Source organism: Bosea sp. F3-2, assembly GCF_008253865.1.
In the GTDB taxonomy this organism is placed as follows: Bacteria; Pseudomonadota; Alphaproteobacteria; order Rhizobiales; family Beijerinckiaceae; genus Allobosea.
Window position 1 is genome coordinate 5,139,782 of record NZ_CP042331.1, and the last position, 13,737, is coordinate 5,153,518.

The 13,737-nt window shown below is 68.0% G+C and carries 12 protein-coding genes; 6 read left to right on the forward strand and 6 right to left on the reverse strand.

The features are described 5' to 3' along the window. Nucleotides 1–165 precede the first annotated feature (165 nt). Entirely contained in the window at nucleotides 166–780 is a 615-nt protein-coding gene (locus FQV39_RS23705; protein WP_149132538.1) for a GNAT family N-acetyltransferase, read from the forward strand. A gap of 70 nt (nucleotides 781–850) precedes the next feature. Here the strand turns inward: FQV39_RS23705 and FQV39_RS23710 are convergent, their stop codons facing one another. Beyond that, nucleotides 851–1,555, reverse strand: a complete 705-nt coding sequence (locus FQV39_RS23710) for an AprI/Inh family metalloprotease inhibitor (RefSeq protein WP_149132539.1) — start codon at nucleotides 1,553–1,555, stop codon at nucleotides 851–853. 177 nt (nucleotides 1,556–1,732) lie between these two features. On the opposite strand from FQV39_RS23710, the gene FQV39_RS23715 reads away from it, so the two are divergent. Beyond that, nucleotides 1,733–2,116: a RidA family protein gene (locus FQV39_RS23715; protein WP_149132540.1), complete on the forward strand. Its 384-nt coding sequence runs from the start codon at nucleotides 1,733–1,735 to the stop codon at nucleotides 2,114–2,116. Between the two features lie 18 nt (nucleotides 2,117–2,134). Here FQV39_RS23715 and acs read toward each other — a convergent pair whose 3' ends face one another. After that, nucleotides 2,135–4,087, reverse strand: coding sequence for an acetate--CoA ligase (acs, locus tag FQV39_RS23720; RefSeq protein WP_149132541.1), 1,953 nt, complete (start codon nucleotides 4,085–4,087; stop codon nucleotides 2,135–2,137). 233 nt (nucleotides 4,088–4,320) lie between these two features. Between acs and FQV39_RS23725 the strand changes: the two genes are divergently transcribed. Further along, nucleotides 4,321–5,454: a DUF2235 domain-containing protein gene (locus FQV39_RS23725; protein ID WP_149132542.1), complete on the forward strand. Its 1,134-nt coding sequence runs from the start codon at nucleotides 4,321–4,323 to the stop codon at nucleotides 5,452–5,454. Between the two features lie 207 nt (nucleotides 5,455–5,661). On the opposite strand, the gene FQV39_RS23730 is transcribed toward FQV39_RS23725, so the two are convergent. From FQV39_RS23730 to tsaD, 4 genes are read right to left on the reverse strand one after another with little or no spacing between them, the layout of a single operon-like run. Beyond that, entirely contained in the window at nucleotides 5,662–6,072 is a 411-nt protein-coding gene (locus FQV39_RS23730) for an EVE domain-containing protein (protein ID WP_149132543.1), read from the reverse strand. Then, complete coding sequence (locus FQV39_RS23735; protein WP_149132544.1) at nucleotides 6,072–6,398, reverse strand: hypothetical protein; 327 nt, start codon at nucleotides 6,396–6,398, stop codon at nucleotides 6,072–6,074. Before FQV39_RS23735 ends, FQV39_RS23730 begins: the two co-directional genes overlap by 1 nt. Nucleotides 6,399–6,408: 10 nt before the next feature. Continuing rightward, a complete protein-coding gene (locus FQV39_RS23740) occupies nucleotides 6,409–7,407 on the reverse strand; it encodes an NAD(P)H-dependent glycerol-3-phosphate dehydrogenase (RefSeq protein ID WP_149132545.1) in 999 nt (332 codons plus the stop codon). Then, nucleotides 7,404–8,459, reverse strand: a complete 1,056-nt coding sequence (gene tsaD, locus FQV39_RS23745; RefSeq protein ID WP_149132546.1) for a tRNA (adenosine(37)-N6)-threonylcarbamoyltransferase complex transferase subunit TsaD — start codon at nucleotides 8,457–8,459, stop codon at nucleotides 7,404–7,406. Before tsaD ends, FQV39_RS23740 begins: the two co-directional genes overlap by 4 nt. Before the next feature lie 256 nt (nucleotides 8,460–8,715). On the opposite strand from tsaD, the gene FQV39_RS23750 reads away from it, so the two are divergent. From FQV39_RS23750 to FQV39_RS23760, 3 genes are all read left to right on the forward strand, one after another. After that, nucleotides 8,716–10,575 carry a uroporphyrinogen-III synthase gene (locus tag FQV39_RS23750; RefSeq protein ID WP_149132547.1) on the forward strand — a complete coding sequence of 620 codons (1,860 nt, stop codon included), beginning with the start codon at nucleotides 8,716–8,718 and terminating at the stop codon, nucleotides 10,573–10,575. Nucleotides 10,576–10,592: 17 nt separating this feature from the next. Next, nucleotides 10,593–12,290 carry a heme biosynthesis protein HemY gene (locus FQV39_RS23755; protein WP_149132548.1) on the forward strand — a complete coding sequence of 566 codons (1,698 nt, stop codon included), beginning with the start codon at nucleotides 10,593–10,595 and terminating at the stop codon, nucleotides 12,288–12,290. A 277-nt stretch (nucleotides 12,291–12,567) separates the two neighbouring features. Beyond that, complete coding sequence (locus tag FQV39_RS23760) at nucleotides 12,568–13,596, forward strand: RluA family pseudouridine synthase (RefSeq protein ID WP_149132549.1); 1,029 nt, start codon at nucleotides 12,568–12,570, stop codon at nucleotides 13,594–13,596. The last annotated feature ends 141 nt before the right edge of the window (nucleotides 13,597–13,737 follow it).

The window sequence follows — 13,737 nt, forward strand, 5'->3', positions numbered from 1 at the left end:
TGCATGGAGATTTGAGATATTGGCCTAAATCTTGATCATACCCGGCAAAAATGCCGCAGGTCGACGCCTTGCAATCGCCCGAATCCCGCACAATCTGGAAAACGAGTTAGGGAAGATACGCTCCTGGTCGGCAGTGCGCGTTTCGCGCTGTTCAGGAGATGACAATTGGCTCGTTCGAAATTCGCCGGCGTGAAGGCCGGCATTGGCGTGATCCGGCGGCTGTGGCCGACGGAGCGCGATCTGCTGCGGGAACATCTGCTCCGGCTCGATCCGGTGACACGCCATCAGCGATTCGGCACGGCGGTCAATGATGCCTTTCTCGAGAACTATGCGGCTACGACCTTCGGCGTGGGCGGACTCGTCTATGCCTATGTCGAGGATGGGGTTGTCCGTGGTGCCGCCGAACTGCGCGGCCTCGACGACATCGTGGCGCAGACAGGCGAGGCGGCTTTCAGCGTCGAGAGCGGCTGGCGCCGGCGCGGTATCGGCACGGATCTTTTTCACCGACTGATCACCGCGGCGCGCAACCGCAGCATCCGCACGCTTTACATGACCTGCCTGCCTGGGAACGCGGCGATGCGCCGGCTCGCCGCCAAGTTCGAAGCGGATCTCGTCGGCGGCTACGCGGATGTGGAAGGCGTGATCACGACCGGGGGGCCGACGCCCTTCACGATTCTCGACGAAGCGCTGGACAATGCGACAGGCTTTGCGACGATCGCCCTGTCGATCCAGAAGAACTTCTGGCCGACGACCCTGCTCGCCCGCGCACTCAGAGCATAATCTGTCGCTGGTTTGAACCGCGGCGCAGGGCAGAATGCTTCCGCCCGCGCTTCCTGTGCGGGGATGCAGATTACCTGCTGAGCGACAGTGCCGCGCCCGACTTGGTCACCGCGCCGTCGAGCGAGCTGCCGCCGCCGCGCAGGCGCGCCGCAACGGTGCCGCCCTGCTGGTAGAGATAGACCTCGCCGTCGCGATAATCCCAGGCCGAAATCTTCTGGAGATCCCGATTCGCGCAGCCTGACGAGCTGGCGCGATAGAGATCGAGCGTCGGCGTGCTCGACAGCTGAATCCGGCATGAGCCGCCGGTCGCTTCCCGCGCCGTCCAGCCGCCGACCATGTTGTCGCGGCTTGCGGCCGGGCGCGGCGTGGCGGCGCTCGCGCCGAGGCCGGCGACCTGATTGCTGCTGCCGCGCAGGCCGGGTGCCTGCTCTGGCTGGCCTGTCGGCGGCAAAGGCTGGCCGCCAGGTGGCAGCGCCTGGCCCTGCGGCGCGCCGGCGTTGGGGTTGAAGAACGGATCCTGCGGCGCGGGCAGGCCACCCCCTGCCGGCGGCGGGGCGGATGCGGCTGGATAGCCACCGGGCGGCGGCAACGGCTCCGACGTAATCGGCGCCGAGGAGACCGGCGGTGCGGAAGGCAGGACCGGCTGGTTGTAGGATGGCGGGTTCATTACCGGGCCGGAGAAGCGCTGAGAGCCTGCGCAGGCGGTCAGAACCAGCAGAGGCAGAAGGGCAGCCGCGCGGGTGAGGGCGGCAGGCGTGGCAGTCGTCGTCATCATGCGGCGCGGGTTCCGATCTCGGTCAGCCGAACTTTGCGTCATTATCACAGGAACACAATGAACGCGGCATGAGCATGGTCTAACTCAGGCCGGGCGCGATGCGAACCCGCGATCCATGCTCTGGTTCCAACAGATGTGGGCAGGCATAGTCCGGCGAGATTCCCGGAGACCGCCTGCATGAAGCCGCTCAACCCCGCCGCGATCGCGCCGCCCTTCGCCCGCTACAGCCATGGCATGGAACTGCCGGCGGGCCGGCGGCTCGTCTTCTGCTCGGGCCAGCTGGGGATTGCCGCCGATGGGAGCGTGCCCGAGGATGTCCGGGCGCAGGCCGATCTGTGCTTCGCCAATATCGCCGCGATCCTGGCCGAGGCCGGGATGACGCTCGCCGACATCGTGCGGGTCAATGCCTATGTCACCGACCGCGCCCATATGAAGGGCTATATGGAAGCGCGCGACGCCCATGTCGGCACGCCGCCACCGGCCTCGACCCTGATGATCGTCTCGGGCTTCACCCGGCCGGAATTCAAGGTCGAGATCGAGGTGGTGGCGGCTGCTGCCTGAGCGCCGCCACCCAAGCCATCAGCCGGCCTTGCGCTTGTTCTGGCGGTTCTCGATCAGATCGTCGACGACGGCGGGATCGGCCAGCGTCGAGGTGTCGCCGAGCGCGCCGAACTCGTCCTCGGCGATCTTGCGCAGGATGCGGCGCATGATCTTGCCGGAGCGGGTCTTGGGCAGGCCGGGCGCGAACTGGATCAGGTCCGGCGAGGCGATCGGGCCGATCTCGTTGCGGACATAGGCGACGAGCTCCTTGCGCAGCGTCTCGCTGGGCTGCTCGCCGGCCATCAGTGTGACATAGGCGTAGATGCCCTGGCCCTTGATGTCGTGCGGGTAGCCGACGACCGCGGCTTCCGAGACCGAGGGGTGCGCGACGAGGGCCGATTCGACCTCCGCCGTACCCATGCGGTGGCCGGAGACGTTGATCACGTCGTCGACGCGGCCGGTGATCCAGTAATAGCCGTCGGCGTCGCGCCGGCAGCCGTCGCCGGTGAAGTACTTGTTCGCATAGGTCGCGAAATAGGTGTCCATGAAGCGCTGATGGTCGCCATAGACCGTGCGCATCTGACCCGGCCAGCTGTCGGCGATGACGAGGTTGCCCTCGGCCGCCCCCTCCAGCACCTGGCCCGCGGCATCGACGATCTCCGGCTTGATGCCGAAGAAGGGCCGGGTGGCCGAACCGGGCTTGAGCCTGGTCGCGCCCGGCAGCGGCGTGATCAGGATGCCGCCGGTCTCGGTCTGCCACCAGGTGTCGACGATCGGGCAGCGGTGGTCGCCGACGACGCGGTGATACCACTCCCAGGCTTCCGGATTGATCGGCTCGCCGACCGAGCCGAGCAGCCGCAGCGAGGCGCGGCTGGTCTTCTTCACCGGCTCCTCGCCGGCTCCCATCAGCGAGCGGATCGCGGTCGGCGCGGTGTAGAAGGTGTTGACCTTGTGCTTGTCGATCACCTCCCAGAAGCGGGAGATCGACGGATAGGTCGGGATGCCTTCGAACATCAGCGTCGTCGCGCCGTTCGCGAGCGGGCCGTAGAGAATGTAGCTGTGGCCGGTCACCCAGCCGACATCGGCGGTGCACCAGTAGATGTCGCCGTCATGGTAGTCGAAGACGTATTGATGGGTGATCGCGGCGTAGACGAGATAGCCCGCCGTGGTGTGCAGCACGCCCTTCGGCTTGCCGGTCGAGCCCGAGGTGTAGAGCAGGAAGAGCGGCTCCTCCGCGTTCATCTCGACAGCGGGGCAATCGGCGGGAACCTTGGCCGCCTCGTCGTGGTACCAGACGTCGCGGCTCGCCTTCATCGCAACGTTGCCGCCGGTGCGCTTGACCACGATGACGGTGCCGATGCCGCCCTTCACCTTATCGTCGGCGAGGTCCACGTTCTTCTTGAGCGGGACCGAGCGGCCGCCACGCAGGCCTTCATCGGCGGTGATGACGATCCTGGAGTCGGAATCCTCGATGCGGCTCGCCAGCGAATCGGGCGAGAAGCCGCCGAAGACCACCGAGTGGATGGCGCCGATGCGCGCGCAGGCGAGCATGGCATAGGCCGCCTCGGGGATCATCGGCAGGTAGATGGTGACGCGGTCGCCCTTCTCGACGCCATGCGCCTTGAGCACGTTCGCGAACTTGCAGACTTCGGCGTGGAGCTGGCCGTAGCTGATCGTCTTCGACTCGGAGGGATTGTCGCCCTCCCAGATGATCGCGGTCTGGTTGGCGCGCGTGGCGAGGTGCCGGTCGACGCAGTTATGGGCGACGTTGGTCGTGCCGTCCTCGAACCATTTGATCGAGACCTTGCCTGGCTCGTAGCTGCTGTTCTTGACCTTGGTGTAGGGCTTGAACCAGTCGATCCGCTTGCCGTGCTCGCCCCAGAACTTGTCCGGGTCCGCGACCGAGGCCGCGTACATCTCCTTGTAGCGGGCATCGTTCGCCCAGGCCTTGTCGGCCCAGCCGGCTGGCACGTCGTAGATCGTCTCGGACATTTGGGTGTCTCCCCAGACTTGGGCCGTCTGTGTTGCGTTGGTCCCTGTGCTCTTGCGAGCGGTCGGGACATCGCTCCTTTGAATTCCCCGCATCATAGGATGCGCGCACGGCGCGGCAACCCATTGTGCGTCGCACTTTCGTGGCAGGGGCAGGCGCCGGATGCATGGTTCCGGGTCAAATTGTCCCCGGAGCATCTCATCACATGGTAGAATAAGACCGCTGGGAGGGCTTCATGGCGCGCAATGTCTGCATCTTCTCGGATGGGACGGGGCAGGCCGGAGGCGCGAACCCGATCAACTGGACGAGCATCTATCGTCTGTTCATGGCGACGCGGAAGGTCGATCCCACCCACCAGATCTGCTTCTACGATCCCGGTCTCGGCTCGAATCCGGACGAAGGCGAGATCCGCAGCCCGTTCCGGCGCTTCAAGGACTTGCTGGCCCAGGCGACCGGATACGGCATCACCGACAACATCATCGACTGCTACGCCGCGCTGCTCTGCGCCTACAGGCCGGGTGACCGCATCTTCCTGTTTGGTTTCAGCCGCGGCGCCTACACGGTGCGCAGCCTCGGCGGGGTGCTGGCGCTCTGCGGTGTGCCGAAAGGCTTTGTCAATGTTCTGCGCTGGGACGGCTTTACTGACGCGATCCAGGCAAGCGAGGTGCGGACGCTCGCGGCCAGTGCGGTGAAGGATGTCTACATGATCCGCGACCGCGCCGCGCGGATCGAGGCTGCGGCGGCATTCCGGCAACGCCACGGCACCGAACCGGCGCCACCTTTCTTCGTCGGCGTCTGGGATACCGTGCGGGCGCTCGGCCTTCCCGCCATCGGCAGCCTGCCGGGGCGCCACAAGTTCCACGATGCGATCCTCAACCGGCAGGTCGCCCATGGTCGTCAGGCACTTGCCATCGACGAGAACCGGCAGGTCTTCGCACCCGAGCTCTGGGACGAGACGCAAGCGCCGCCGGGGCAGATCAGGCAGCTCTGGTTTGCCGGCGTGCATACCGATATCGGTGGCGGCTATGGTCTGCAGATGGGCCTGTCCGACCTGGCGCTCGGCTGGATGATCGCGGAAGCGCGGGCCGCCACGCCCCCACTTATCGTCGAGCCGGGGCTGGTCGCGGAGCTCAGGCCGGACGCGCTCGGCCGGCAGCATGACGAGCGCAAGACCTCGTGGCTGCCCTGGAGCGAGGGCACGCGGGAGGGTTTCGTGCTGAACGGCTTCCAGCCGCAGCCAGCGCGGATGGCGCAGGCTGTCGAGCCGCGCCTTGAGGCTGCGGCTGTGCCGATCCTCGATGAGAGGCTGCCCTATCGGCCGCGCGCCCTGGCGAGCTATCCGCCCTTCGCCGAATATTATCGCGGCTGAGCGCTTGGTGTTGCGGATTTTGCGAACTGCGCCGTCATTCCGGGGCAGGCCGAAGGCCTGAGCCCGGAATCCAGAACCGATGCGGTTCTTCCGGAAGACTCGGGAACGTCCCCCTTCGCGAGTGAGGGCATCGGTTCTGGGTTCCGGGCTCTTCGCTGACGCGAAGCCCCGGAATGACGGTACGGTTCCGTTAAAAGCGCCGAGCGCTCAGAGGCCGCCCATCTTGCAGACGATCGCCCATTCCTCGTCCGTCACCGGCTGGACCGAGAGGCGGAAGGAGGTGACGAGCGACATCTTGGCGAGCTTCGGGTCGGCCTTGACCGCGGCGAGCGACACCGGTTTGGGCAGCGGCTTCACCGCCTTGAAATCGACCAGTACCCATGGCGGCCCGGCCGCTTCCCAAGGGTAGGCTTCCTTGATGACCTCGACGATGCCGACGACCTCGAGACCTTCATTGGAGTGGTAGAAGAAGACCTGATCGCCCTGCTTCATCGCCATCAGGTTGAGCTTGGCGGTGTGGTTCTTCACCCCGTCCCAATGCGTGCCCTTGGCGCCGGCCTTGACCTGGTCGTCCCAGGACCAGACCGAAGGTTCGGATTTGATCAGCCAGTGAGCCATCAGGCCTCGTCCTCCTTGAGCGGCACCGGCGGTTGCGAGGCCGCCTCGCCCTGTTCATTCCAGAACCGCACCATCTCGCGCGTCAGCGCGGCGTAATCCTTGGGGTCGAGCTCGACCCGCACCTCGCCTTCGCCGAAAGGCAGGATCAGCACGAAGCGATGCGTGCCCTCGGCCTTGCGTCGGCGATGCTGAAGCACAGGGCCTGCAATCCGCCCGGCCAGTGGGACGGGTTGGCCCTCGGCGACAAGCTCCGAGCCCGTCGTCTTGCGCACTTCGGCGATGCCGCGCGCGACGCGCTTGGTGAGATCGGACCAGTCGTTTGCCATGTCCTTCTCCCTATCGTTCCGCCCGGATCGGCCGGGCGAGCAGGGCGGCCACGGCCTCCCTCACGCCGATGCGCCCGGCGATGATCTCGGAGACCGCTTCCGCGATAGGCGTCTCGATGTTCCGCGACCGGGCCATCTCGACCAGGATCGGAGCGGTGAAGGCGCCTTCGGTGAGCTTGCCGCCGGCAGCTTCGGCAGGCTTACGACCCTGTCCGAGCGCCAGTCCATAGGCGAAATTGCGCGATTGCGGCGAGGCGCAGCTCAGCACGACGTCGCCGAGGCCCGACAGCCCCATCAAGGTTTCCGCTTCGCCGCCATAGGCCTCGCCGAAGCGGCGCAACTCCGCAAAGCCGCGCGCGACCAGCGCCGCGCGCGCGCTTTCGCCATAGCCGAGGCCGATGGCGATGCCGGCAGCGATGGCGAGCACGTTCTTGGCGGCGCCGCCGATCTCGACGCCGAGCGGATCGTCCGAATGATAGATGCGGAAGGCTGGCGAGCTCAGCGTTTCGGCCAGTGCCTGCGCCAGCTTTGGTTCTGCCGCTGCGAGTGTCACCGCCGTCGGCAAGCCACGGCCGATGTCGATGGCGAAGCTCGGGCCCGACAGGATCGCGGTCCGGGCACCGGGCAGAATGCTTTCGATGATCTGCGTGGGAAACAGTCCGCTCGTCTGCTCGATGCCTTTTGCGGCGGAGATGATCGGCACGCCGGTTGTCAGATGCTCTGCCAGATTCTGGCAGGCCGAGCGCAAATTCTGGGTCGGCACGGCGACGATCAGCGCGTCACAGTCGGCGAGGTCGGCAAGAGAGGCCGTGGCGTGGATCGACTCGGGCAGCGCGATATCGGGCAGGCGCGGCACCTGGCGGCTGCGCTCGATGGCCGCGACGGTGTCGGGGTCGCGCGCCCAGAGCCGGACCTTGCGCCCGGCGCGGGTCGTGGCGAGTGCCAGCGCCGCGCCGTAGGAGCCGGCGCCGACGACGCCGATGGTCGCGTAGGCCGCCTTGCGCTTCATGCGGCGGTTGTGGGCTTGGCCGAGAGTTCGTCGAGCGGCCAGCGTGGACGCGCGGCGACCGTCATATCGTCGACGAGGCCAAGCCTAAGCCGCTCCAGCCCGGCCCAGGCGATCATCGCGCCATTGTCGCCGCAGAGCGCCTGTGGCGGGGCGACCATCGGCAGCCCGGCTTCGGTGGCGAGGCGTGTCAGGCCGCTGCGGATCGCCTGATTGGCGGCGACGCCGCCGGCGACGACCAGTGTCGACGGCGTGATGCCGGCTTCGCGGCAGGCGCGCAGGCCGGCGCGGGTGCGGTCCACCATGACGTCGACGATCGCGGCCTGGAAGGAGGCGCAGAGATCGGCGACGTCGTTGTCCGAGAGCGGGGCGATGCGCTCGGCGACGAGGCGCACGGCGGTCTTGAGGCCGGAGAGCGAGAAATCGGGATTGGCGCGTCCCTGCATCGGCCGCGGGAAATCGAAGCGCTCGGGATCGCCCTTCAGCGCTTCGCGCTCGACCGAGGGGCCACCCGGATAGGGCAAAGCGAGCATCTTGGCGATCTTGTCGAAGGCTTCGCCCACCGCATCGTCGATGGTGCCGCCGAGCCTGAGATAGTCGCCGACGCCGCGTACGGCCAAGAGCTGGGTGTGGCCGCCCGAGACGAGCAGCAGCAGATAGGGGAAGGCGAGGTTGTCGGTGAGGCGGGCGGTCAGCGCATGCGCCTCGAGATGGTTGATCGCGATGAAGGGCTTGCCGGTCGCGAGCGCGATTGCCTTGCCGGCGGTCAAGCCCACCATGACGCCGCCGACGAGGCCGGGGCCGGCCGCCGCCGCGACGGCATCGATGTCGCCGGGCTTCAGGCCCGCATCGGAGAAGGCGCGTGCGATGATGCGGTCGATCGCCTCGACATGGGCGCGTGCGGCGATCTCCGGGACGACGCCGCCATAGGCCGCATGGGCGGCAATCTGGCTCAGCACCTCGTTCGACAGGATCTTGCTCTCGCCCGAGCGCTCGACGGAGACGATCGCGGCCGCTGTTTCGTCGCAGGTCGTCTCGATCCCAAGGACACGCATGATCGTTCGATTAACCTCACGGAACGGAAGAACGGGATGAAGGACCATGTCCGGCAGTTCCTCGCCGGCCATTCCTTCGTATAGTGCGGGGTAGGGTGCAAGGCCAAGGGGCGTGGGCCACGACCTTTGCGGCAGAGACAAAAACGGAGACGGCATGCACGGCATCATTGTTCCGCCTCAATGCGGACTGATCGCGGGAAGCTGCATCGTTCGCGCATCGTCCTGCGGTCGTTGCCCTTCTTGTCAGGAGCTGTGAATGCGCGTCTTCGTCTTCCGTCCCCGTCCTGATGCCGAACGGACCGGGCGCGCCATTGCCGATCATGGTTTCGAGCCTGTGCTTGCGCCGCTCTTCGACGTGGTTCGGCTGCCCGGAGCTGCACCGGAGGGTCCTTTCGATGCGATCGTGCTGACAAGCGGCAACGCCGTCCCGGCGCTCACCGAAGGACCGGCCGACTGGCGTGACCTGCCGGTCTTTACGGTCGGTGCGCGGACGGCGACCAAGGTCCGCGAAGCCGGGCTCGAGGATGCGCGCAGCGCCGATGGCGACCGCAACGACCTCATCGAGCTGATCAAGCGCACTCTGCCGGCCCCGGCGAAGCTCCTGATGATCGTCGGGCGGGATCGCAAGGAGGATGTGCCAGACCGGCTCAAGGAGGCCGGCTACGCGGTGACGCTCTGGACCGCCTATGCGGCCGAGCCGGTCTCCGTCCTGCCCGAGGATACGCAAGCCGCGCTGCGGCACGGCCAGCCGGGCGATGCGGCCCTGCATTATTCGGCGCGCGGCGCACGCACCTTCATCACGCTGGCGCAGGCGGCGGGCGTCGCCGACGACGCGCTCGAACTCACTCATGTCGTCCTCTCCGCCGACGTCGCCGCGCCGTTGATCGCAGCCGGCGCCAGCACTGTTCTGGTCTCCGAACACCCGGAGGAAGCGGGGATGCTCGCCGCGCTGGAGCAGGTTTCCGCGCGTGCGGGCGCCACCGATCCCACCCGGCCGGAGCCGCGCGGCAGCCTGAAGCGCACGCCGCCGACCATCGAGCTCAAGGCCGCGGCGGAGGCAGCCACGCCGCAGCCGGAGGCCGCCGAGGCGGATGCGCATCCGCCGGAAGCGATCGCGCCGACGGAGGCGCTGCCGCAGGAATTCACGTCGCCGCCCGTCGAGCCGCAGCGGGACGCTGTCGAACGCCCGGTGCCGGCGAGAACGCCCTGGCTTCCGCTGATCGCGGCTGGCCTTGTTGGCGGCGTCATCGGCGCTGGAGGCGTCTTTCTTGCCCTGAACCGGGCTGGACCGGCCGTGACCGGCGGGCAGATCGCCGAGCTGCGCAACCGGATCGATACCGTCCAGACCGGCGTGTCCGCGGCTGATCGCAAGGCGACGGCTGCGTCCGAGGCGGTGACGAAGGCAGGTTCCGAGGTGCAGGCGCTGGCCGGGAAGCTGGGAACACTCGCGAACCCGCAGGCGCCCGACACGGGTGCCTTCGCGGCGCAGGTCCAGCGGGTAGAGGCCGCGACCGCGACACTTGGGCAGCGGCTCGACCAGCTCTCCGGCCGCATCGGTGCGGTCGAGGCGCAGGCGAAGAGCGTGGCCGCAGTTGGCCCCGAGGCGACTGCCGCGGCGCGGGTCGTGCTGGCCGAGCGGGTGCAGCGTGCGCTCAGCGGCGGACGTTCTTTCGCCAGCGACGTCGCGGCGCTGGCGAAGAGCGGCGTCACGCAAGCGGATCTGGCGGCTCTCGCTGCTGTCGCGTCTTCCGGCGCGCCGACACAACAGGCTCTGCTCACCGGCTTCCGCAAGCATGGCGCGATGTTCCAGCGCGAGGTCACGCCGCAATCCGACAGCTGGTCGGACAAGCTCATCGGGCTCGCGAGCCGCATCGTCACGGTCCGCCCGGTCAGCGATAGTGGTTCGAACGACCCGGCGACCTTGCCGATCCGGCTGGAGGCGGCCATCGCGGCGGGCGACATGCCGAAGGCGGCGGCGCTGTGGGGACAGTTGCCCGAGCCGGCGCGCCGTGCCAGTGCGGATTTCGGCGCCGATTTGCAGAAGCGGGCGGCGGCGGATGCGGCGATCGGCAAGATCGCGCAGGATGCGGTCGCGGCGCTCGGCGCTGCCGGCTGACGGAGGATAGAGGGTCTATGGTTCGCGTTCTCATCTATCTCGCCGTCTTCGCCTGCCTTGCCTTCGGCGCCGTCTGGCTCGCGGATCGTCCGGGCGAGGTCTCGGTGCTCTGGCAGGGCTATCGGATCGAGACCAGCGTTGCGATCGCCGCGATCGGCGTCGTGGCGCTCGCCTTCATCGTGCTGCTGGTCTGGGCGGTGCTGCGCTTCGTCTTCGGCCTGCCATCGGCCTTCAGCCTGTCCTCGCGCGCCAGGCGCCGGGCCCGCGGCTTCGAGGCCGTCTCGCGCGGCATGGTGGCGATCGGGGCGGGCGATCCCGTCGCGGCTGGGCGCTATACCGGCGAGGCGCGCCGCTTCGCGCCGAACGAGCCGCTGACGCTGCTGCTGGAAGCGCAGACCGCGCAGCTCTCGGGCGATCGCGGCCAGGCGGAGGCTGCCTTCAAGGCGATGCTCGACAAGCCGGAGACGCGCGTGCTCGGCCTGCGCGGGCTCTTCGTCGAGGCCAAGCGCCGCGGCGACATGGCGGCGGCCCGCGCCTTTGCCGATGATGCGGTGCGCCGCTCGCCCTCGCTCGCCTGGGCCAATGACGCGCTGCTCGATTTCCACACCAATGCCGGCGACTGGCAGGCGGCGCGCACGGCCGTCGAACGCCGCGCCGCGTTGCGGCTCGCTGACAAGGCGGAAGCGCGGCGCCAGCGCGCCGTTTTGCTCGCCGCCGAAGCGCTGCAGGAGCGGGACCGCGAGCCGGAGAAGGCACTTGCCGCCGCGCTTGAAGCGGTGAAGCTCGCGCCGTCGCTGACGCCGGCCGCCGCGCTTGCCGGGCGGATGCTGTCGGAGCGGGGCGATGTCCGCAAGGCGTCCAAGCTGCTGGAGACCGCCTGGCGGGAAGCGCCGCATCCCGACATCGCCGCCGCCTATCTCGACGCGCGGCCGGGCGACAGCGCGCTCGATCGGCTCAACCGTGCGACCACCCTGTCGAAGCTCCGGCCTGCCGATCCCGAGAGCGTGCTGGTGCTGGCTGGGGCTGCGATTCAGGGACGTGAATTCCAGAAGGCGCGCGAAACCCTGAAGCCGCTGCTCGCCGGTGGAGCCTCGGTGCGCGCCTGCCTGCTGATGGCCGAGCTGGAGGAAGCCGAGCATGGCGCTGCCGGCCGGGTTCGCGAATGGCTGGCACGGGCGACGCGGGCGCCGCGCGATGCGGCCTGGGTCGCCGACGGCCTGGTCTCCGACCACTGGATGCCGGTCTCGCCGATCACCGGCCGGCTCGACGCCTTCGTCTGGACTGTGCCGCCTGCGACGCTGGGGAGCCCGCCTCAGGCGCTCGACGACGTATTGGTCGATCTCGACGATTCGACCAAGCTGATCGAGATCAAGCCGCACTCAGTCACGACGATCGAGCCGGCGGCGGTCGCTCCCCCGGCTGCGCCTGCACCGAAGGAAGAGCCAAAGCCGGAGCCGGTCGCGGCGGCTGCATCGCCCGCTCCGAAGGAGGAGCCTAAGCTGGCGGCAGAGACGAAACCGCTCGAGACGGTGGCGGAGGTCGCGAAGCCGGCTGAAGCCAAGTCGGCTGAGGCCGCCAAGCCGGCTGCGTCTGCGCGCGAGGCCGCGCCGCCCAAGCCGGTGATCTTTCCGGTCTCGCATGCGCCGGACGATCCGGGGCCGGACGACGAGCCGCCGCCGGAGCCGAAGAAGAGCGGCTTCCGCCTGTTTGGCTGAGCGCAGCCTTTCCTTCTCCCCTTGCGGGAGAAGGTGGCAGCGCGAAGCGCTGACGGATGAGGGGTCTCGCGACCTTTCAAGTTCAGCATTCATCCAGTGACGCCACCGATTCAGGGCAGCACGACCCCTCACCCCAACCCTCTCCCGCAAGGGGAGAGGGGGAACGTCGCGGTGCCCGCGCTTCTCCTTGCTGAAATGCTCGGGTCAAGCCCGAGCATGACGGTGGTAGCCCCGAAAAACGCGTGCGGTCGCGCCGCATGCACCGTATAGCGGCGCGATGACATCCGTTCTCGATCCGAATGCCAGCGTGACCCTGCGGGTTGGCCCCGAACAGGCCGGCCAGCGTCTCGACAAGGCGCTTGCCCTGCTCGCCGGCGAGATTTCGCGTGCGCGGCTGCAGCAGGTCATCAAGGAGGGCGGTGTCCGCCTCAACGGCGCCGTCGCCAGCGATGCCAGCCGCAAGGTTGTCGAAGGCGACGAACTCGCCCTCGTCATGCCCGAGGCCAAGCCGGCCGAGCCGATCGCGCAGGATATCCCGCTCGATGTCGTCTACGAGGATGAGCATCTCATCGTCATCGACAAGCCGGCGGGGCTCGTCGTGCATCCGGCGGGCGGGCATGAGGACGGTACGCTCGTCAACGCGCTGATCGCCCATTGCGGCGAGAGCCTCTCCGGCATCGGCGGCGTCCGGCGTCCCGGCATCGTGCACCGGCTCGACAAGGATACGAGCGGGCTGCTCGTCGTCGCCAAGAACGACCAGGCGCATCAGAAACTCGCCAAACAGTTTGCCGACCATGGCCGCACCGGCCCGCTGCAGCGGGCCTATCTCGCCATCGTCTGGGGTACGCCGCGCCTGCGCGAGGGCACGATCGATGCGCCGATCGAGCGATCGAACCGCAATCGCGAGAAGATGATGGTGGTCAAGGAGGGGCGCGGCCGCGAGGCGATCACGCATATCGAATTGATCGAGCGTTACCCGCCCTTGCTCAAGGGGCTCGACGAGACGGAGCCTCTCGCCAGCCTGATCGAGTGCCGGCTGGAGACCGGGCGCACGCATCAGATCCGCGTGCATATGAGTCATATCGGCCACCCATTGCTCGGCGACCAGCTCTATGGCTCGGGATTTGCCACCAAGGCGGTGCGGCTGCCTGCGGAGGCGCAAGCCGCGCTCGCCGCGCTGGGGCGGCAGGCGCTGCACGCCGCCATCCTCGGATTCGCCCATCCCGCCACGGGTGAGGAAATGCTATTCGAGTCCGAGCCGCCTGCGGATTTTGCGAATCTGCAAGCCGCCCTCGCGACGCTGTGAGGCGATCTGGCTTCTCTGCCACCTTTCCGCCAGACTGAGTTCGCATATACTGGGGTTGTCGGATGCGGATGGCCAAGGGGGCGCCGCACGCGATCAGTCCAGCCGAACTCCAGAGCAGTTTCTGCGTTGGATCTACTCGCA

What these genes read in the sequence shown, in the direction of transcription:
- FQV39_RS23740 (WP_149132545.1), bottom strand. Translation starts at nt 7,407, where the DNA reads ATGAAGCGCAAGGCGGCCTACGCGACCATCGGCGTCGTCGGCGCCGGC.
- tsaD (WP_149132546.1), bottom strand. Translation starts at nt 8,459, where the DNA reads ATGCGTGTCCTTGGGATCGAGACGACCTGCGACGAAACAGCGGCCGCG.
- FQV39_RS23735 (WP_149132544.1), bottom strand. Translation starts at nt 6,398, where the DNA reads ATGGCAAACGACTGGTCCGATCTCACCAAGCGCGTCGCGCGCGGCATC.
- FQV39_RS23755 (WP_149132548.1), top strand. Translation starts at nt 10,593, where the DNA reads ATGGTTCGCGTTCTCATCTATCTCGCCGTCTTCGCCTGCCTTGCCTTC.
- FQV39_RS23725 (WP_149132542.1), top strand. Translation starts at nt 4,321, where the DNA reads ATGGCGCGCAATGTCTGCATCTTCTCGGATGGGACGGGGCAGGCCGGA.
- FQV39_RS23760 (WP_149132549.1), top strand. Translation starts at nt 12,568, where the DNA reads ATGACATCCGTTCTCGATCCGAATGCCAGCGTGACCCTGCGGGTTGGC.
- FQV39_RS23710 (WP_149132539.1), bottom strand. Translation starts at nt 1,555, where the DNA reads ATGATGACGACGACTGCCACGCCTGCCGCCCTCACCCGCGCGGCTGCC.
- acs (WP_149132541.1), bottom strand. Translation starts at nt 4,087, where the DNA reads ATGTCCGAGACGATCTACGACGTGCCAGCCGGCTGGGCCGACAAGGCC.
- FQV39_RS23715 (WP_149132540.1), top strand. Translation starts at nt 1,733, where the DNA reads ATGAAGCCGCTCAACCCCGCCGCGATCGCGCCGCCCTTCGCCCGCTAC.
- FQV39_RS23730 (WP_149132543.1), bottom strand. Translation starts at nt 6,072, where the DNA reads ATGGCTCACTGGCTGATCAAATCCGAACCTTCGGTCTGGTCCTGGGAC.
- FQV39_RS23750 (WP_149132547.1), top strand. Translation starts at nt 8,716, where the DNA reads ATGCGCGTCTTCGTCTTCCGTCCCCGTCCTGATGCCGAACGGACCGGG.